Origin of the sequence: Duganella aceris, assembly GCF_011090165.1 — a bacterium.
GTDB lineage: Bacteria > Pseudomonadota > Gammaproteobacteria > Burkholderiales > Burkholderiaceae_D > Rugamonas > Rugamonas aceris.
This window is the reverse complement of sequence record NZ_JAADJT010000004.1, coordinates 398,225-416,568: the sequence shown is the minus strand read 5'-3', so window position 1 is coordinate 416,568 and position 18,344 is coordinate 398,225. Positions and strand designations below refer to the sequence as shown.

13 protein-coding genes are annotated in these 18,344 nt (G+C 63.4%); 4 read left to right on the top strand and 9 right to left on the bottom strand.

What is annotated here, in order from left to right:
- Positions 1–21: 21 nt before the first annotated feature.
- Entirely contained in the window at positions 22–2,625 is a 2,604-nt protein-coding gene (locus tag GW587_RS11385) for a zinc-dependent metalloprotease (protein WP_229259392.1), read from the bottom strand.
- Positions 2,622–4,796 (bottom strand): prolyl oligopeptidase family serine peptidase, encoded by a 2,175-nt coding sequence (locus GW587_RS11380; RefSeq protein WP_207393437.1) that lies wholly within the window; start codon positions 4,794–4,796, stop codon positions 2,622–2,624. Before GW587_RS11380 ends, GW587_RS11385 begins: the two co-directional genes overlap by 4 nt.
- A gap of 252 nt (positions 4,797–5,048) precedes the next feature.
- Between GW587_RS11380 and GW587_RS11375 the strand changes: the two genes are divergently transcribed.
- Positions 5,049–5,474 carry a DUF4019 domain-containing protein gene (locus GW587_RS11375; protein WP_166102523.1) on the top strand — a complete coding sequence of 142 codons (426 nt, stop codon included), beginning with the start codon at positions 5,049–5,051 and terminating at the stop codon, positions 5,472–5,474.
- A gap of 247 nt (positions 5,475–5,721) precedes the next feature.
- Positions 5,722–6,954, top strand: coding sequence for an MFS transporter (locus GW587_RS11370; RefSeq protein WP_166102520.1), 1,233 nt, complete (start codon positions 5,722–5,724; stop codon positions 6,952–6,954).
- Here the strand turns inward: GW587_RS11370 and GW587_RS11365 are convergent.
- The 4 genes from GW587_RS11365 to GW587_RS11350 form a co-directional block, all read right to left on the bottom strand.
- A complete protein-coding gene (locus GW587_RS11365; RefSeq protein ID WP_166102517.1) occupies positions 6,881–7,279 on the bottom strand; it encodes a VOC family protein in 399 nt (132 codons plus the stop codon). The genes GW587_RS11370 and GW587_RS11365 overlap by 74 nt on opposite strands.
- Positions 7,280–7,608: 329 nt before the next feature.
- A complete protein-coding gene (locus tag GW587_RS11360) occupies positions 7,609–8,418 on the bottom strand; it encodes a hypothetical protein (protein ID WP_166102515.1) in 810 nt (269 codons plus the stop codon).
- Between the two features lie 351 nt (positions 8,419–8,769).
- Positions 8,770–11,187, bottom strand: coding sequence for a putative bifunctional diguanylate cyclase/phosphodiesterase (locus GW587_RS11355; RefSeq protein WP_166102512.1), 2,418 nt, complete (start codon positions 11,185–11,187; stop codon positions 8,770–8,772).
- A 20-nt stretch (positions 11,188–11,207) separates the two neighbouring features.
- Positions 11,208–11,849, bottom strand: coding sequence for a methylamine utilization protein (locus tag GW587_RS11350; protein ID WP_166102510.1), 642 nt, complete (start codon positions 11,847–11,849; stop codon positions 11,208–11,210).
- A 215-nt stretch (positions 11,850–12,064) separates the two neighbouring features.
- Between GW587_RS11350 and GW587_RS11345 the strand changes: the two genes are divergently transcribed.
- Entirely contained in the window at positions 12,065–13,834 is a 1,770-nt protein-coding gene (locus GW587_RS11345) for a GGDEF domain-containing protein (RefSeq protein ID WP_207393456.1), read from the top strand.
- Here GW587_RS11345 and GW587_RS31745 read toward each other — a convergent pair.
- The 3 genes from GW587_RS31745 to GW587_RS11330 all read right to left on the bottom strand — a co-directional run bounded on the left by GW587_RS31745 (position 13,831) and on the right by GW587_RS11330 (position 17,030).
- On the bottom strand, positions 13,831–15,039 hold the full coding sequence (locus GW587_RS31745; protein ID WP_166102508.1) for a tetratricopeptide repeat protein: 1,209 nt from the start codon (positions 15,037–15,039) through the stop codon (positions 13,831–13,833). The two genes, GW587_RS11345 and GW587_RS31745, sit on opposite strands and share 4 nt — an antisense overlap.
- A gap of 106 nt (positions 15,040–15,145) precedes the next feature.
- Positions 15,146–15,766: a 3'-5' exonuclease gene (locus GW587_RS11335; protein ID WP_166102505.1), complete on the bottom strand. Its 621-nt coding sequence runs from the start codon at positions 15,764–15,766 to the stop codon at positions 15,146–15,148.
- Between the two features lie 13 nt (positions 15,767–15,779).
- Positions 15,780–17,030 carry an Hsp70 family protein gene (locus GW587_RS11330; protein WP_166102502.1) on the bottom strand — a complete coding sequence of 417 codons (1,251 nt, stop codon included), beginning with the start codon at positions 17,028–17,030 and terminating at the stop codon, positions 15,780–15,782.
- Positions 17,031–17,202: 172 nt separating this feature from the next.
- Between GW587_RS11330 and GW587_RS11325 the strand changes: the two genes are divergently transcribed.
- Positions 17,203–18,330 (top strand): LacI family DNA-binding transcriptional regulator, encoded by a 1,128-nt coding sequence (locus GW587_RS11325; protein WP_166102499.1) that lies wholly within the window; start codon positions 17,203–17,205, stop codon positions 18,328–18,330.
- The last annotated feature ends 14 nt before the right edge of the window (positions 18,331–18,344 follow it).

The window sequence follows — 18,344 nt, the reverse complement described above, 5'->3', positions numbered from 1 at the left end:
GGCATTATTTTGGTGCAGCGCTCAGATCGGCGCTCCCGGCGGAATTGGCGGCGCGGCCCGCAATTTGACGCTGCGCGGATCGGCCAGGTAGGCGGCGATATGCTCGGCGGCCTGCTTGCGGCTGTTGGCGGTCACGCCCTTGCCCGGATTCTTTTGCAGCCACTGCACCAGTTCGCGCGCCGATTGCCGCACTTCGGCCGCCACTTGCGAATGCAGCTTGCCGCCGTCGAGCAGGTTGAGCAGGCCGTCGGCCAGCACCCAGTTGGCTGCGAGCTGCACCGCCTCGCCGCCGATAACCGACGTCGGCACCGGCTCGCGCTGCCACGTCTTCTGCAACAGCAGCGAGATCACTTCCTGCACGCCCGGCTGCTGAGCGTCGCGCGCGTGCTGCCATGACAGACGGTTGACGCGGCCGGCGTCCAGCAGGAAGCCGGCGGTCTGCGCGGCGCCCGCTTCGGCGATCGAGAAGGCGTCGAACACCGAATCCATGTGGGTGGCGAAGTATTCGCGGCTGCGCTCATGGCTCATGGCCGGCGGCGTCAGAATATCCAGCACGTTGGCCGGCAGCGCCAGGTATTCGGCGCGCAGGCTGTCGGCCAGACGGCTCAAGGCCTGGCGCTGCACCGCCGCCGGCGTGGCCTTGATGCCGGCCTTGACGATGCCGGCCTTGACGTCGCCAGCGCTGGTGTAGTCGAAATCGCCGCCGCCGATCAGGCGCGCCAGCGCTTCGCCCTGATAGCGTTGCAGCAGATAGACCGGCACCAGCCGCGCTTCCAGCTCGCCGATCTGGCGCGCGTCCGGCAGCACGTCCGGCGAGAAGGTTTGCAGCGCGCGTTGGCGCACGGCGCCCAGCTGGTCCCAGGTCTTGATCGAGTCCGGGCCGAAGTCCCACAACAGGCCGTCGGGATGGCTGGCGCCGGGCGCCCGGTCGTCCTGGTCGCTGGAATACAGCATGCCCGCGCCGCGCGCATCGGCGCGCAGCTTGGTCAACGCCGCCTGCTCCTGCGCGCCGGCGCCGAAATCGCCGTAGATGTATTTGACGATGTAGTCGTCCCACGGCCCGACGCCGACGCCGTAGGCATCGGCCAAGTCGACTTCGCCCTTGCCGTTCAGCTTCAGGATCGGGTGCGGATAATCCATCACCGAGCCATTGCCCATGCGGCTGGCGGCGAAGTTGTGCGCGAAGCCCAGCGTGTGGCCGACTTCGTGCGCGGCCAGCTGGCGCAGGCGGGCCAGCGCCATTTCTTCGGCCATCTTCTGTTTGTCGGCCGGCGCGCCTTTGCCGTACGGGGCGAGCAGCGCTTCGGCGATCAGGATGTCCTGCCGCACCCGCTGCGATCCCAGCGTGACGGCGCCGCGCAGGATCTGGCCGGTGCGCGGGTCGGCCAGCGCGTTCCCGTACGACCAGCCGCGCGTGGCGCGGTGCACCCAGTGGATCACGTTGTAGCGGATGTCCATCGCGTCGACGCCTTCAGGCAGCAGCTCGACGCGGTAGGCGTCCTTGAAGCCGGCTTTTTCGAAGGCGCTGGCCCACCACGACGCGCCGGCGATCAGCGCCGAGCGCACCGGCTCCGGCGCGCCACGGTCGACGTAGTACACGATCGGCTTCTTGACCGTGCTGACGGCGGCCGCCGGGTCGGTCTTCTCCAGGCGGTGGCGCACCTGCCAGTGCACGTCGATGCTGCTGGCGAGCGGGGTGGCGAAGTCGTAGTAGCTGACATCGAAGCCGCCGGAATACGGATGGTAGCTGCGCGGTCGCCATCCGCCCTGCTCCGCGATCTGCGGCAGCCGCACCAAGCTGATGCGCTGGCGCAGCGACAGGCTGGCGGCGTCCGGCGCGACCTTGCGCACGTAATCGGCCTGGCCGGGGCCGGCGAAGGTCAGCAGCGCTTCCAGTTCGACGTTGTCGGGGAAGGCCTTGGCTTCTTCGGCCAGCACCGCGCTGCGCGCAGGGTCGACCGCGTAGCCGCCCTGCTTGGCGGCGGCCAGGCTGGCGCTCACGCCGTGGCGGTCGGCCAGCAGGAAGCTGGAGAAGTCCACCAGGTGGCGCTCGTTGTCGCTGGCGAGGATGTCGCCGGACCACAGCACCGAGCTGGCGAACGATTCCTTGACGGCGGCGCGTTCGTCCTTGTCCGCCGAGGCGGCGATGAAGGCGGTGTTCTCCTGCACCAGGAATAATTTGCCGCCGCGCTTTTCGAAATGGACCATGCGCATCTCGCCGGGCTGGCCCCGATCGAGGCCGATATCGTTGGAGCCCAAGGCGTACGGCAGGGAGCTGACCAGCAGGAACGGCTGCTCCAGCGCGGCGACCGACAGCAGCACACGGCCTTTGTCGGCGTCGCGCCAGACGTCGATGAAGCCGGGCTGCGATTGCAGACCGCGCGTCACGTCCGCGATCTTCTTGGCGGTGGCCGCGGCGGAAGCACCGCCCGACGCCGCTGCGGCGCCGGCGGCGTCGGCGGCCATCGCCAGAGGCACCGCGCCGGACAGCATGAGGGCCAGCAGCAGCGGCGCAGGGCCAGTCCGGGCGAACAACAGCGGCGCGCGGCTCGCCGGCGTACGCGACAGCGGCGCGGAGTCGGCCGGCGCGCGTGGCAGCGATACGGCGATTGGAGGGCGCATCATTGCTGGCCCGCCGTCTTTGCCGCCTCGGCGCCATCGTCCATCTTCAGCGCCCGCGCCAGGAAGCCCCAGCGGTCCGCGACCTCCTCGATCTGCTTGGTGGTCGGCTTGCCGGCGCCGTGCCCGGCCTTGCTGTCGATGCGGATCAGGATCGGCGCGCCGCCTTGCGCCTGGTCGGCCTGCGCGGTCGCGGCGAACTTGAAGCTGTGCGCCGGCACCACGCGGTCATCATGGTCGGCGGTGGTGATCATGGTGGCCGGGTAGCACACGCCCTTCTTCAGGTTGTGCAGCGGCGAATACTTGACCAGCGCCTTGAATTCGTCGGCGTTGTCGGACGAACCGTAGTCCGAGGTCCAGGCCCAGCCGATGGTAAATTTATGGAAGCGCAGCATGTCCATCACGCCCACCTGCGGAATCGCGGCCGCGAACAATTCCGGACGCTGCGTCATCGCCGCGCCGACCAGCAGGCCGCCGTTGCTGCCGCCGCCGATGGACAACCTGGCCGGCGACGTCACCTTGTTCGCGATCAGCCATTCGGCCGCGCCGATGAAGTCGTCGAACACGTTCTGCTTCTGCAGCTTGGTGCCGGATTCATGCCACGATTCGCCGTATTCGCCGCCGCCGCGCAGGTTGGCCATCACGTAGACGCCGCCCATTTCCAGCCACGCCAGATTGGCCACCGAGAAGGTCGGCGTCAGCGAAATATTGAAACCGCCGTAGCCGTATAAATAGGTCGGATTGCCGCCGTCCAGCTTCAGGCCCTTTTTCGCGACGATGAACATCGGCACCTTGGTGCCGTCGCGCGAAGTGAAGAACTGCTGGCGGGTTTCGAACTTGCCGGCGTCGAAGTCCACGTTGGGCTGGCGGTACACGCTGCTCTTGTTGGCCTTCAGGTCGTAGCGATAGATGGTGGTCGGCGCGGTGAAGCTGGTGTACGAGTAAAAGGTCTCGCCGTCCGAACGCTTGCCGCTGAAGCCGCCAGCGGTGCCCAGGCCGGGCAGTTCGATATCATGCAGCGGCTTGCCTTTCAGGTCGTACACCTTGACCAGGCTATGCGCGTCGCTCAGGTAGTCCACCAGCAGCTGGTTGTTGACCATCGACGCCGACACCATCGTGTCGCCGCCTTCCGGCACGATCTGCTTCCAGTTCAGCACCGCCGGCTTGCGCGTATCGATGCTGATGATGCGGCCGCGCGGCGCGTTGCGCTCGGTGCGGAACCAGAACACCGGACCGTCGTTGCCGATGAAGTTATAGGCCGCGTCGAAGTCCTCCAGCAGGCCGACCACCTTGGCGTTCTTGTTGCTCAGGTCCTTGTAGAAGATGCGGTTCTTGTTCTCCGTGCCTTGCGAGCCGGTGATGATCAGGAAGCGGCCATCCTCGGTCACCTCGGCGCCGAAGCCCCAGTCCTTGTGGTCTGGTCGGTCGTAGACCAGCGCGTCGGCGCTTTGCGGCGTGCCGAGCTTGTGGAAGTACAGCTTCTGGAAGTAGTTGACGCCGGCCAGCTTGGTCGCTTCCTCCGGCTCGTCGTAGCGGCTGTAAAAGAATCCGGAGCCGTCGTGCAGCCAGGCGGTGTTGGAGAACTTGACCCACTTCACCAGATCGGTGGTGTCCTTGCCGCTCTCGATGTCGCGCACCTTGATCTCGTTCCAGTCGGAGCCGGAGGCGGCGGTGCTGTAGGCGAGGAACTTGCCGTTCGGGCTGACGGCGAGGCCGGCCAGCGCCACCGTGCCGTCGGCGGCCAGCGTGTTCGGGTCGAGCAGCAGGCGCGGCACGTCGGCCAGCGTCTTCATCGTGTACAGGACCGCCTGGTTTTGCAGGCCGTCGTTACGGCTGTAGAAATAGCGGCCGCCTTCCTTGAACGGCACGCTGAAACGCTCGTAGTTCCACAATTTGGTGAGGCGCGCCCTGATCGCGTCGCGGCCGGGGATCTGCGACAGATACGATTGTGTCAGCTTGTTCTGTGCCTGCACCCAGTCGCCGGTTTCGGCGCTGTTGGCGTCTTCCAGCCAGCGATACGGATCGGCCACCTTCACGCCATGATAATCGTCGGTCTGATCGACGGTGCGGGTGACCGGATAGGTCAGGCCGGCGCCGGCGACGGTGCAGGTTTGCGCCATGGCGCCGTGCGCCATCAGTACGGCGGCGGCCAGGGCCGCGCGTTTCAATTGCTTCATGCGAGAGTCCGTATCGTTGATGAGTATTCGGAAGCGGCGGACCGCGCTGTGGCGCCGCCGACCGTAAATCATAACTTGCTTTGTAATAAATATGAAATGTTAGAAGGCGTTCAACGCAATATCTTGTTCGTGCTGGGGTAAAGCGCCTATTTTCCGGTCCAGGCGTCATATTTTGCATTCCATCGCAAGATCGTGACCCGATAGGATGATGTGCTTTACTATCCGTTCACGTTAAACGCCCGGAGATTCCTGATGAAATTACTGACTTCGGCCATCCTGGCCGTATTCTTGTTGACTGGCTCCCTGGCATACGCCCAGGGAGACAAAGATGTCGCGAATGCGCGCGCTGCGACTGAGCATTGGCTGAAATTGATGGACACCGAAGATTTCGCGACGGCCTGGGACAACAGCTCCGAGGGACTGCGGAAAGACATGTCAAAATTTACCTGGTCGGTGGTCGGCAATGGGAAGCATCTGGCGTTGGGTGATCTCAAGTCGCGCGCGTTCAAATCCGCGAACATCAAGCAGGCCTCGACCGGAAAAAACGTATCGGTGTCGTTCGAGTATGTCTCGGTCTATACCAAAAAACCGACTGTGTATGAAACCATCACCGCCATCCATGAGGCGGACGGTGAGTGGCGGGTGACGGGCTACAACTTCAGCGACGAGAAAAAATAGCAGGCATGAGCGGCACCGGCGCCGCAGTTGTTGCCAGATATCGCTCAACTATGAAATAATACTTCGGTCGGAAAAGGCAGATTTGGTCATAGGTAAGCCCAAATCCTTTCGGAAACGAAAGTTCTGTTCCTTGCTTCTTGCATGAGTCCCCTCGACGAACTTCGGATGCTGTTTAGCGTCCATTGTTCGTCCGTGTGGTTCTCAACCGATGAACCGCTCCGGTCGGACAACGACAAAGGAGTAGTTCATGCGACGCATACGCGTTCTCTTCATTTCCGTTTTCCTCAATTTCGCCGGCTTTACGCTGATTATTCCGGTGCTGCCGTTTTCGGTGGGGCGCTATGTCGCCGCGCCCGATGTCGCGTTCTGGATGTCGGCGATCCTGGCTGTCTACGCGCTGTGTTCCTTCGTCGCGGCGCCGGTGCTCGGGGCGATGAGCGACCGTTTCGGCCGGCGCCCGGTGTTATTGCTGTCGTTATGCGGATCGGCGCTCGGCTTCGCGGTGTTCGGCGTCGGCGGCGCGCTGTGGGTGCTGGTGCTTGGCCGCGTGCTGGAAGGTCTGACGGCGGGCAGCATCTCGGCCCTCTACGCTTATGTCGCCGATACCCATGCGCCGGCGGAGCGCGGGCCGGCGTTCGGCATGCTCGGTGTCGCCGGCGGCCTGGGATTCATGCTGGGGCCTGTCCTCGGCGGCCTGCTCGGACAGATGTCGCTGGCCGCGCCGCTGTATGGCGCGGCCGGCTTGGCGCTGCTGAATGCCTTGCTGGTTTATCTGCATCTGCCTGAGAGCCATTCGGCCGAAAGCCGCAGCGGCGGCCTGCGTTGGGGCCAGTTCAACGCCATCGGCCAGCTCGGCGCGGCGCTGCGCGACCGGCGTTTGCGGCTGCTGTTCGCGGTGGTGTTCTGTTTTGCTTTCGGCAGCGTGGTGCTGCAATCCAATCTGGCGGTGCTGCTGAAGGAGCGGCTGTCCTTCAACCCCGCCGCCATTGGACTGGTGCTGGCCGGCATCGGCGTGATGGATATCGTCAGCCAGGGATTGGTCGCGACACGGCTGCTGCCGCGCTTCGGCGAACGGCGCGTAGCCGGTTCGGGACTGCTGATTAATGGCCTGGGGCTGGTGCTTCTGGCGCTGCTCGCGATTTTCCCCGTGCTGCCGCTGCTGGTCTGCGGGATTGCGATGTTTACTTTCGGCGATGGCCTGTTCCAGCCATCGGTCAGCGCCTTGATCGCGGACGCGGCGCCGGTCGGCCGCCAGGGCGAAGTGCAGGGAGCGAATCAGGCGCAGCAATCCATCGCGCGCATGTTCGGTCCCTTGGCCAGCGCGTGGCTGTACGGATTATTCGCCGGCGCGCCCTATGCGGCGGCCGCCATCGTCGTGTTCCTCGCGGCGGGCACGCTGCTGATGCTCAGGCCTCCGGCGCCGTCCAGACCAGGTTCCACAGGTGACCATCAATGTCCTCAAAACCCTGGTCATACATGAAGCCATGATCCTCCGGCGGGTGCGGCGTGCGGCCGCCGGCGGCGACGGCCTTGGCGATGATGGTGTCGACTTCCTCCTTGCTGTCGCAACTCAGGCAGATGACCAGTTCATTGGCCTCCTTCGCCTGCGCGACGGGCTTGTCGATCAGGGACGCGAAAAAGGTCTCGGTTGTCAGCATGGCCTGGATGGTATCGCCGGCGATGTTCATGAATGCCGCGTTGTCGCCGCTGAACCGGTCGCTGAAAGTAAAGCCGAGCGCGGAAAAGAAGGCTTTGGACTTGCTCAGGTCCTTCACCGGCAAGTTGAGGATGATGTGTTTTTTCATGGCTGTTCCTTGGTTGAGGTGGAATGGGCAATCGGTGCTTCATCCCTACGACGGATGGCGGCACACCAAATCGACACGCTTTCGAAAAATATTTCGACCACGTACTGGTCGATAGTGAATACGATAGCATCGTGCTCATACTAAAGAACCATACTTTGCCACGGCCATACAGAATTCCCCAAAGCGGACTGTCGCTTAATTACAGAACATTAACCACTTTTCGACTTAGCTCGCACTGCTTTACACCCGAAGTTAAAAGGGCCATAACCGCTCCCATGCAAATACCACTTTCTTCTCGAAATACGCGGACGGAGACTTTCAAAAAAAATTCAAAGTTTCGGCGCATGAAAAAATTCATAAGCACAATCCGCTGTGGTGCAATACAAGCTAAGCGCCTCCACGGGGAAGGCGATGTCCTGCGCCATATCATCCTTTCCGTTGATGATAAAATGCAGTTTTTTATCATCCAAATAGATAGCTAGCTCAATGGCATCTCCCATTTTATGGGTAGTGGGCATCTCTTGAATAGCATACTTTTTGTTTACCTTATACCGGTAAGTTTTGAATATCAGCTTATCATTGTTGTCACCGTAACTGGTTACCGACAGACACGCCGTATCAATTGATGCTGGTCCATCAAGACATAAGGATAACAAAGCCCCCCAATGCTGATCAGACCGTGAATTGCTAAGCTTAACCTTCACTCTGCGCATCTTGGATGGATCGAACCGGAAGAAATTCTCGCTCAGCGCACCGGTTTCTATTCTGTATAGAAATTCATGCTTAGGAACCGGGGACGGATCGTAATCATATATTTTCACATCTTTAGTGCCTGCCTTGTCGCACCATATCGTAGCCTGTTCGATGTTCTTTTCTTTTGTATATCGATAACATAGTTCGCTAATCGCTAACCATTTTCCATTGCCAGCAAAAACCATGAGTGTGTCGGTGCTACGATCCTGCCAGCGAACCTCCACGAGCGGCGTGGTGTCTTCAGACGGCGTCGGCATCTGTTGTTCAGTTATGCTGCCTTGCGCAGATGATTCGTATATGGATAGCTTATTTGGGGTTGCACAGCCGTTTAAGACTAGGGTGAAGATACAAAAGAATACAGTAGCAGCAATTCGAATAAGTCGCATTTGCGATCCTTTGATTCCAAAAATCAACAGGATACACGAGATAATTTTACAAATTTACGCGCTTTCTCACTTTCATCAGTCGTAGCCCTTATACCCCTCTATCCGTCCCCGGTTTAGTCATCAAGCGAGCATCCGCGCGGTGCGCTCTGCAGTCGGCAGCAAAACGACTTGCGAGGGCAGAGTCGGATACCAGATTTTGATATTCCAACTCCGTGACCTCGTAGTACTCCTCATAATCAATGAGTCGATTCGATACAGGAATGGAAAAATAATACTGCCCAGAATTCTGGTCAATTCCTATTGAGAATCGCTCAACGGTATTAATCACGGTGTCTGTTTTGCTCATATCACTCAGCTATCGACCGCGATTTCGATGTCGTCGGGCGCCGCGATGGCGATCGGGGCTTGCCACTTCTCCAGCCAGCCGATCAGCTGGTCGCCGGGAATCGGGCGGCTCATGAAGTAGCCCTGCCCCTGGTCGCAGCCCATCTTGGCCAGCAACCGCCACACGGCCTCGCTCTCGATGCCCTCGGCCACCACGCGCAGGCCCATGTTGTGGCCCAGGTCGATGGTCGAGCGTACGATCTTGCTGTCACCCACGTCGTTCTCCATGTTGAGCACGAAGGATTTGTCGATCTTCAGTTCATTCACCGGCAACCGCTTCAGGTAGGCCAGCGACGAATAGCCGGTGCCGAAATCGTCGATCGACAGGTCTACGCCCATCGCGCTCAAGCGCTCCAGCGTGGTCTGCGCGCGCACCGGGTCGTCCATGATGGCGCTCTCGGTGATCTCGAGGCAGAACGAGCCGGGACTGAGCTTGTGCCGCGCCAGCAGGTCGGCGAACTTGGCCGGCAGATCCTGGTCCAGCAAATCGCGCGTCGACAGGTTGACCGACACCTTGAGATGATGGCCCTTGCTCGCCAGCTCGTGACACAGCTCGGCCGACCTCTCCATCACCCAGCGCGTCAGCACGCGGATAAAGCCGGTCTGCTCGGCGAACGGAATGAATTCGTCGGGGAACACATTGCCGCGCTCCGGGTGCACCCAGCGCACCAGCGATTCCATGCCCACCACCTTGCCGGTATCGAGCATGATCTTCGGCTGCACATGCAGGCGGAACTCGTTGCGCTCGATGGCGTTGCGCAGCTCCGTCAGCAGCGACAGGCTCTTCTCGCTCGACTTGTCCATCGCCGGGTCATACACCACGGCGCCGTCGTTGCGCTGCTTGGCGGCGTACATCGCCACCTCGGCCATGCTCAACAGCGCTTCGCCGTCGCTGCCGTGTTCCGGATATCCGGCGATGCCGAGGCCGGCGCCGATGTCGACCATCTGGTCCTCCAGCGACAGCGGCGTCTCCAGCGCCTGCAGGATCTCGGCCGCCATGCGCTGCGCCGCCTCGACGTCGGAGGCAGGCAGCAGCACCGCGAATTCGTCGCCGCCCAGGCGCGCCACCTGCGCCGACGACTGGCGCCGGTTGGCCAGCAGCAGCTGCAAGCGGCCCGCCACCTGGCGCAGCAGCGCGTCGCCGAAGCTCAGGCCCATGACGTCGTTGACGTGCTTGAAGCGGTCCAGGTCCATCATCAGCACGAACACCGCCTCCTCGCGCTTGCGGGCGTCGAGCAGCGCGTCGTTCAGCAGCAGCACGAACTGCGCGCGGTTCGGCAAGTTGGTCAGCGTGTCCCAGTACGCCAGACGGCGGATTTCCTGTTCGCGCTTGGCGATCCCTTCGCGCATCGCATCGAAGGCTTGCGCCAGCGCGCCGATCTCGTCTTCGCGGCTGGTGTCGATCTGGCCCTTGTAGTCGCCCTGCTCCAGGCGCTTGGCGGTGTCGGCCAGTTGGCTGATCGGCTGCGCGATGCGCTTCGCGGTCAGCACGATGGCCAGCGCCGAAATGACGATGCCGGCCAGCGTCAGACCGATCAGCCAGCGTTCCAGGCGCCGGTATTCGGCGGTGGCTTCGTCGATCGAACGCGACAACAGCACGCTCGCGGTCTGGCCGTTGTCCTCGCCGATCGACAGCAGGCGGGTGCTGTATTGCGAGGTCTCGACCGTCATATCGAACGGTCCGGTGGGCGCGGCGGACAGCGCTTGCAGCTGGTCGACCACGGCCTGCGCCGACGGTCCGATGAAGGTGGAGCCGGCCGACAGCCACTTGCCTTGCTGGTCGCGGGTCAGCACCGTGGTGTGCAGCGCGCTGATCTCGCGCATGTCGGTGGCCAGCTGGCGATCGATCGGGAACGCCATCACGATCCAGCCGATGGTGATCGGCGCCTTGATCGGCATGACCACGATCTGGTACGGCCGGTGGTCGACGATGGCGACGCCGTTGGCGCCGTCCCCGGCCTCGGCGGCGTCGAGCATGCTGGACACCAGCTTCTCCAGGCCGGCCGACTGCGCGTTATTGGTCGAGACGCTGATCTTGCGCTCCGAATTGATCAGCATCGTCAGCGAAGCCTTGATGCGGCGGCCGCTGTTGACCAGCGCCGATTCGATGGTGGCGCGGTCGCCCTCTTCGTTGTTGCCGATCGCCGCCAGGAACGCGGTGTCGCGCGCCAGCAGGCGGGCGCCGAAACGCAGGCTCTGCGCGTTCTGGTCCAGCAGGCGGCGGAAGATCTTGCCGCCGTTATTCAATTCGGCGCTGATCGACAGCCGCGCATTGTTTTCGATGCCGCGCTGGATCACCAGCAGGCCGATCACCTGCACCGCGACAATCAGCACCAGGAACAGCGTGACGATCCGGCTTTCGAGGCTGCGAAAACGAAGGCGCATGCGCATGCTGGAGCTATCCCTTAAAGATTAGTGGACGCGTCGTCGGCCGACGGCGGCTTCATCGGCAGCTTGAACACGGCGGTGGTCAGCGCGTCGCCCGCCTTCACCGTCAGCGACTGTTCCGGCGTCGCGCCGCCGACGGTGTTGAAATGCCACGCCTTGACCACGTACTTGCCGCCGGCCGGCAGCTCGATGCGGGCGGCGCCGGCGCCGTCGGTCTTGGCGAAGTACGGCGTATCGACCACCTTCACGTACGCCAGCATTTTGTCATGGATATTACAACCGAGTACAACCGTGCCGGCCTTGTCGAACACCTGCGGTGCGGCCGACTGCCCGGAATACAGCTTCTGGTCGAACTTGTGCGCCGGCGAAAATGAATAGATGTGATGGCGCACCTTGTCATTGTTGGGGAAGTTGATCTTGCTGCCGGTTTGCACCACCGTCACCAGCGGCATGAACTTCAATCCCTTCTGCTCGATCTCGGCGGCGGCCGGCGTCTTGCCGCCTGCCGCGCCACCTTCCGGTTCGACGTAGATGACGGTGTCGGGCAAGACCTTGCCGTTCGCGTCCTGCACCTGCACGGCGATGCCGGTCGCACCGGCACTTGCGGCGGCCAGCGACAACAGGCTGAAGATGATGTGGCGGCTGGCATAACGGTGCATGGAAACCCTGACGATGGTCTAAAAGGAGAGGATATTGTAGCGCCTGCACGGCAAAAATTGTTTCCACAATTCATCATGCCGTCACAAAATAATATTAGGATCGTACAGTTAAACCGAACTTTGGCAAAGCGTACATCGTGAATCCAGCACTTCAGGCGCCCGCCGGCGCCACCGTCACCTACCTCAAACCTCGCGAAGAGGACGAGGACGCCGTGCTGCGCGCGCATCTGCTCGACATCATTTCTCGTGCACAGTTGAGTGCGCTGTTCCAGCCCATCGTCGACATGCGCAGCGGCGACATCGTCGCCTACGAGGGCCTGATCCGCGGCCCGTCGGACAGTCCGCTGCACGCGCCGATGAATCTGTTCAAGGTGGCGCGCGCCAACGGCCTGACGGTGCAGGTCGAGCACCTGTGCCGCAAGGTGGTGCTGGAACGCTTCGCCGAGCTGCAACTGCCGGGCAAGCTGTTCCTGAACGTCAGCCCGGAGTGCCTGCTGCAGCGCGAAGCCCGCCACGGCGAGACGCTGGAGCACATCCACCGCATCGGCATCAACCCCGAACGCGTCATCATCGAACTGACCGAAAACCAGCCGACCTACGACTACGACCTGATGCGCGAAGCGGTGCTGCATTACCGCCAGATGGGCTTTCAGATCGCTATCGACGACCTCGGCGAAGGCTTCTCCAGCCTGCGCCTGTGGTCGGAATTGCGGCCGGAATATGTCAAGATCGATATGCACTTCATCCAGGGCATCAACCACGATCCGGTGAAACTGCAATTCGTCCGCTCGATCCAGGAGATCGCGGAAAAATCCAACACGCTGGTGATCGCCGAAGGTATCGAAACGCAAGCCGAGCTGTTGGTTCTGCGCGACGTCGGCGTCGCTTTCGGCCAGGGTTACCACCTCGGCCGCCCGCATCCGGCGCCGGCCCGCGCCGCGCCGGCCGAGGTGGTCAAGGCGCTGGCGCGCAACGGCGTCGCGGTCTACCCGCAGCGCGGTGCCGAGAACAATGCCGTCAGCGTGTACAAACTGCTCAACGAAGTCGCGGCCGTGCCGTCCTACATGAGCAACAACGAGGTCTACGAAATCTTCGTGCGCGAGCCCAAGCTGATGATCATCCCGGTGGTCGACGACGAGCTGCCGCTGGGCCTGATCAACCGCTTCGACATGATCGAGCACTTCGCCCGCCCCTATCAGCGCGAGCTGTACGGCAAAAAGTCGTGCAAGCAGTTCATGGACCGCAATCCGCTGATCGCCGACAAGGACACCAGCCTGCAAGACCTCAGCTTCCGCATGGTGCAGGCCGCGGCACACCACCTGTTCAACGGCTTCATCATCACCGAGCACGGCCGCTACCTCGGCATGGGCACCGGCCACGACCTGATGCGCGAGATCACGCAGATGCAGATCAACGCGGCGCGCTACGCCAATCCGTTGACGCAGCTGCCGGGCAACGTCCCGATCGACGAGCATATCGACCGCCTGCTGGCGTCCGGCACGCGCTTCTGGGTCTGCTATTTCGACCTCGACCACTTCAAGCCGTTCAACGATGTGTACGGCTACCGGCGCGGCGACGACGTGATCCAGCTGACCGGCAAGATCCTGGCCGGCCATTGCGACGGCGACCGCGACTTCGTCGGCCACATCGGCGGCGACGACTTCATGGTGCTGTTCCAGAGCGAGGATTGGGAGGCGCGCTGCCAGGCGGTGCTGGCCGAGTTCGAGCAGAACGTGCAGGATTTCTACAGCATCGACGACCGCGAGCGCGGCGGCTATATCAGCGAGGACCGGCAAGGCAGGAAAGTGTTTTATTCACTGATGAGCTTGTCGATCGGCGCGATCCGTGTCGAGCCGCGCCAGTATTACACCCATCACCAGATCGCGACGGCGGCGGCGGAATCCAAGAAGCAAGCCAAGAAAATCCACGGCAACAGCCTGTTCATCGACCGCCGCCAGGCCGCCGCAACCCCGGCCGCCGGCTAGGCCAGGCGGCCGCTGCGGACCATGCCGTCCAGGTTGCTGCGCGCCAAGGCATGGCCCTGCGCGGCGGCCTTGCGATACCACTCGGCGGCCAGCGCATCGTCCTGCGCCACGCCGTGGCCGTTGGCGTACATCACACCGAGATTGTTCTGCGCGCTGGCGTCGCCCTGCTCGGCGGCGCTGCGATACCAGGCCACGGCGCGCGCCTCGTCCTTGGGCACGCCGTGGCCGTTGGCGTACATCACGCCGACATTGAACTGCGCGTTCGGCGCGCCCTGCTCCGCCGCCAGCCGGTACCACTCCAGCGCGCTGCGCTCGTCGCGCGCGACGCCGCGCCCGCGCGCATACATGCCGCCCAGGTTGTACTGCGCCAGCACGTGGCCCGACTCGGCCGCGCGGCGATACCAGCTGAAGGCCAGCTCGTCGTCGCGCTCGACGCCCTTGCCGTTGGCCAGCATGATGCCGAGGTTGAATTGGGCGTCGGCGTCCTCCTGCTCGGCGGCGCGCGACAGCCAGGCGTAGGCGCGCAGCAGGTCGGTTGCCACGCCCAGCCCCTCGGCGTAGGCGACGCCGACCAGCCGCTGCGCCACCGGATCGCACTGCGCCGCCGCCTGGCGGAACCAGGCCAGCGCCTGCGCATCGCTGCGCGGCACGCCATGGCCGTGCTTGTACATCTGTCCAAGACTGAGCTGGGCGCCGGCATCGTTCTGCAGCGCCGCCTTGCGGAACCACGCCAGCGCCAGGGGAAAGTTGCGGCGCACGCCGAGGCCGTGCGCGTAGGCCCGGCCCAGCAGCGTCTGCGCGCTGGCCAGGCCTTGTTCGGCGGCGCGGTAAAACCACGACAGCGCGATCTCGTCGCTGTGCGGCACACCGCGTCCCTTGTGATACATCTGACCGAGATTTTGCTGCGCCGAGGCGTCGCCTTGCAGCGCGGCGCTGCGGAACCAGCGCACGGCGGCCTTGTCGTTGCCGGCCACGCCGCGTCCGTTGTAGTACATCGCGCCGAGATGGTTCTGGGCGAAGGCCAGCCCTTGCCGGGCCGCCTTGTTCATCCAGTAGAAAGCCAGGGCCTGGTCGCGCGCCACGCCCCGGCCCTTTTTATACAGCAGGCCGAGGTTGAATTGAGCGTAGGCGTTGCCGCGCTGGGCGGCCTCCCGGTACCACAGATAACTGTCGTAGCCATCCCTGGCGGAGCTCTGATTTTTCACGGTACACCTCGGCCAACAACGTGACAATGTTGGCTAAAGTGTAAAACCCGGCCCGGCGCGAGGTTTGCGCGCGCTCAAACGAGTGATGATGAAATGTTATCGTTTTTTACGCGGCCGACTGCTTCTGCAGGAACTGGTGGACCTTGGCGGCCGCCAGCTTGTTGACCGATACCAGCAGCGCCGGATCGACGGCGGCGATGCCGTAGGCGGAGCCGATGTGCTTGCCGATATGGATCAGCACCTCTGCCGCCACTTCCGCATCCGACTCGGCCCGGTGGGCCGCGCTGCGGAACTTGATGCCCAGCTCGCCCGACAGATTGCCCAGCTTGTAGCTCGACAATTGCGGGAACACCCGGCGCGACAGCTTGAGCGAACACACCAGCGCCGAATGGCGCGGGTTCAGCGCCAGCCGGGCCGCCTCGGCGCGCAGGAATTTCTCGTCGAAGCTGGCGTTGTGCGCCGACAGCGCGTCGTCGCCGATGAAGTCCAGCAGCTCGGGCAACACCTTGGCCACCGGCGGCGCGCCGTCCACCATCGCCTGGGTGATGCCGGTCAGGCCGGTGATGAAGGATGGGATGCGCACCTTGCAGTTGATCAGCGACACGTAACGCTCGACCACCCGGCCGCCGCGGATGCGCAGCGCCGCCACCTCGGTGATGCGGTCGCCCATGTCGGGCGACAGGCCGGTGGTCTCAAAGTCCAGCATGACGATCGATTTGTCGAGCATTTACACTTCCTGGTTAGCCGAACTTGCGCACGGCATCCAGCGCCAGGCCGGCGCCGATACTGCCGAACAAGTCGCCTTCGACCTTGCGGGCCGCCGGCAACAAGGCGCCTATGCGCTCGCGCAACATGCGCACGCCGCTGGAACCGCCGGTGAAGAATACAGTATCCACGTCGCCCGCCGCTACCCCGGCGTCGCGCAGCAGATTGGTGACGGTCGATTCGATCGAGCCGACCAGGTGGCTGATCGAGGCGTCGAACTGCGCCCGGTCCAGCTCCAGCGTCACCGCCGGCGACAGCCGGTCCAGCTCCAGTTGCACCTTGGCCGCGTCGGACAGCGCGATCTTGCCCTCTTCGACCTTCATCGCCAGCCAGTGGCCGGCGCGCTGGTCGATCAGCTTTTGCAGCCGACCCAGCTTTTCCTGTTCGGCCGAATCGCGCAGCAGGTCGGACAGCTGGGTCCACATCTTCTTGGTGTAAGCCTGGTTGATGGTGTGCCAGGTGGCCAAATTGAAGAAGTAGCTGGACGGCACGTCGGCGTTGTTGCGCAGGCGGCTGCCGTAGCCCAGCAGCGGCATCACCGAGGACAGGCTCAGGTATTTATCGAAGTCGGTGCCGCCGATGTGGACGCCGCCGTTGGCCAGGATATCGTCGCGGCGCTCGGCTTTCCTGGCCCGCTCCGGCGACAAGCGCACCAGCGAAAAGTCCGAGGTACCGCCGCCGATGTCGGCGATCAGCACCAGCTCTTCGCGGTCGATCTGCGACTCGTAGTCGAAGGCGGCGGCGATCGGTTCGAACTGGAAAGCGATGTCCTTGAAGCCGACCGAGCGCGCGACGTCGGCCAGCGTGTCCTCGGCCAGCTGGTCGTTTTCCTTGCTGTCGTCGATGAAGTAGACCGGGCGGCCGAACACCGCCGAGCTGAATTCGCGTCCGGCCGATTGCTCGGCGCGGCGCTTGACCTCGCCGATGAACTGCGCCAGCAACTGACGAAACGGCAGCGCGCGGCCGCCCACCTCGGTCTGACCGTCGATCAGACTGGTCCCGAGCAAACTCTTCATGGAGCGCATCAGGCGCCCCTCGTAGCCGGCCAGATATTCGGCCAGCGCCGCACGTCCGAAGGTGACTTCCTCGTCGTCCGCATTGAAGAAGACGACCGACGGCAAAGTGGTCTTGCCGTCCTCCAGTCCCAGCATCACCGGCTGGCCGGGACGCACCCAGCCGACGGTGGAATTGGACGTGCCAAAATCGACGCCGCAAGCAATGGCCATGTCGACCCTTCACGTAATAAAGGGGCGTTATGCTATCAGAAAAACCGCTTGCGCAGTAAAAATTGCAACCTAGCCACAAGGGAGACTGACTTTTCTTTACATTCAGGCGATATTAGTTGCCATCCGGTAAGATTTTAATTATGCTGGTCTGACCATAAGTAGAACCCAGACGATGACCACTTCCAAGCTGACAGTCGAACGTTGCGCCGCCGAACACCGAGCCTCGATCGCCCGTGAAAACCGCCGCGTGACCTCGTATGACGTCGCCTTGGTGGCCGGCGTGTCGCAGTCGGCGGTGTCGCGCTGCTTCAAGCCAGGCGCCAGCGTTTCCAAGACCACCCATGCGCGGGTGATGAAGGCGGCGGTGCTGCTCGATTACATCCCCAACGCCGCCGCGCGCAGCCTGATCACGCGCCGCTCGAACATGATCGCGCTGATCATCACCAACCAGGCCAATCTGTATTACCCGGAACTGCTGGCCGAGCTGAGCCAGCAAATCACGGCGCGCGGCAAGCGCGTGCTGCTGTTCACGCTGGCGCGCGAGTCCGACGCCGACCGGGTGCTGGCCGATGTCTGGCAATTCCAGGTCGATGGCGTGATCGCCGCCGCCAGCCTGTCCGGCGAGCACATCGCCGAATTCAAGCGCCGCCGCGTGCCGCTGGTGGTCTTCAACCGCACGCTGCGCGACCACTCGGTCAACACCGTCACCTGCGACCACCACGAGACCGGCCGCATGCTGGCCTCGCGCCTGGCCGCCGCCGGCCACCGCCAGTTCGGCATCATCGCCGGCACCGAGGATTCGGTGGTCGCCAGCGAACGCCGGCGCGGCGCCTGCGAGCGCATCGCCGAGCTGGGACTGCCGCCGCCGGTGATCGTGCCGGGCGAATACGACTACCGCAGCGGCGCGGTCGGCCTGAAAGCCATCATCGAACAACTGGGCGGCGTGCCCGACGCCATCATCTGCGGCAGCGACGTCATGGCGATCGGCTGCCTCGACTACGCGCGCCACGAACTGGGCATCGAGGTGCCGGGCCAGCTGTCGGTGGCCGGTTTCGACGCGGTCGAGCCGTCCAACTGGCTCAGCTACAACCTGACCACGCTGCGCCAGCCGATGCCGAAAATGGCCGCCGCCGCCGCCGACCTGCTGAGCAGCATCATCGACCGCCCGGACGCGGACGAGGCCGAACGGCGCGTGTTCAACGCCCAGTTCATCGAAGGCGCCACCGCGCGCCTGACGCCGGTCGGACCGGCCGCGCCCACGGTCGCGGCCGGCATGCGCGCCCCGGTCGCCATCATGTAACAGCTATAATGGGC

Coding starts and splice junctions, on each gene's coding strand:
- GW587_RS11360 (WP_166102515.1), bottom strand. CDS start 8,418: ATGCGACTTATTCGAATTGCTGCTACTGTATTCTTTTGTATCTTCACC.
- GW587_RS11335 (WP_166102505.1), bottom strand. CDS start 15,766: ATGCTCGACAAATCGATCGTCATGCTGGACTTTGAGACCACCGGCCTG.
- GW587_RS11375 (WP_166102523.1), top strand. CDS start 5,049: ATGAAATTACTGACTTCGGCCATCCTGGCCGTATTCTTGTTGACTGGC.
- GW587_RS11370 (WP_166102520.1), top strand. CDS start 5,722: ATGCGACGCATACGCGTTCTCTTCATTTCCGTTTTCCTCAATTTCGCC.
- GW587_RS11355 (WP_166102512.1), bottom strand. CDS start 11,187: ATGCGCCTTCGTTTTCGCAGCCTCGAAAGCCGGATCGTCACGCTGTTC.
- GW587_RS11380 (WP_207393437.1), bottom strand. CDS start 4,796: ATGAAGCAATTGAAACGCGCGGCCCTGGCCGCCGCCGTACTGATGGCG.
- GW587_RS11385 (WP_229259392.1), bottom strand. CDS start 2,625: ATGATGCGCCCTCCAATCGCCGTATCGCTGCCACGCGCGCCGGCCGAC.
- GW587_RS11330 (WP_166102502.1), bottom strand. CDS start 17,030: ATGGCCATTGCTTGCGGCGTCGATTTTGGCACGTCCAATTCCACCGTC.
- GW587_RS11350 (WP_166102510.1), bottom strand. CDS start 11,849: ATGCACCGTTATGCCAGCCGCCACATCATCTTCAGCCTGTTGTCGCTG.
- GW587_RS11325 (WP_166102499.1), top strand. CDS start 17,203: ATGACCACTTCCAAGCTGACAGTCGAACGTTGCGCCGCCGAACACCGA.
- GW587_RS11365 (WP_166102517.1), bottom strand. CDS start 7,279: ATGAAAAAACACATCATCCTCAACTTGCCGGTGAAGGACCTGAGCAAG.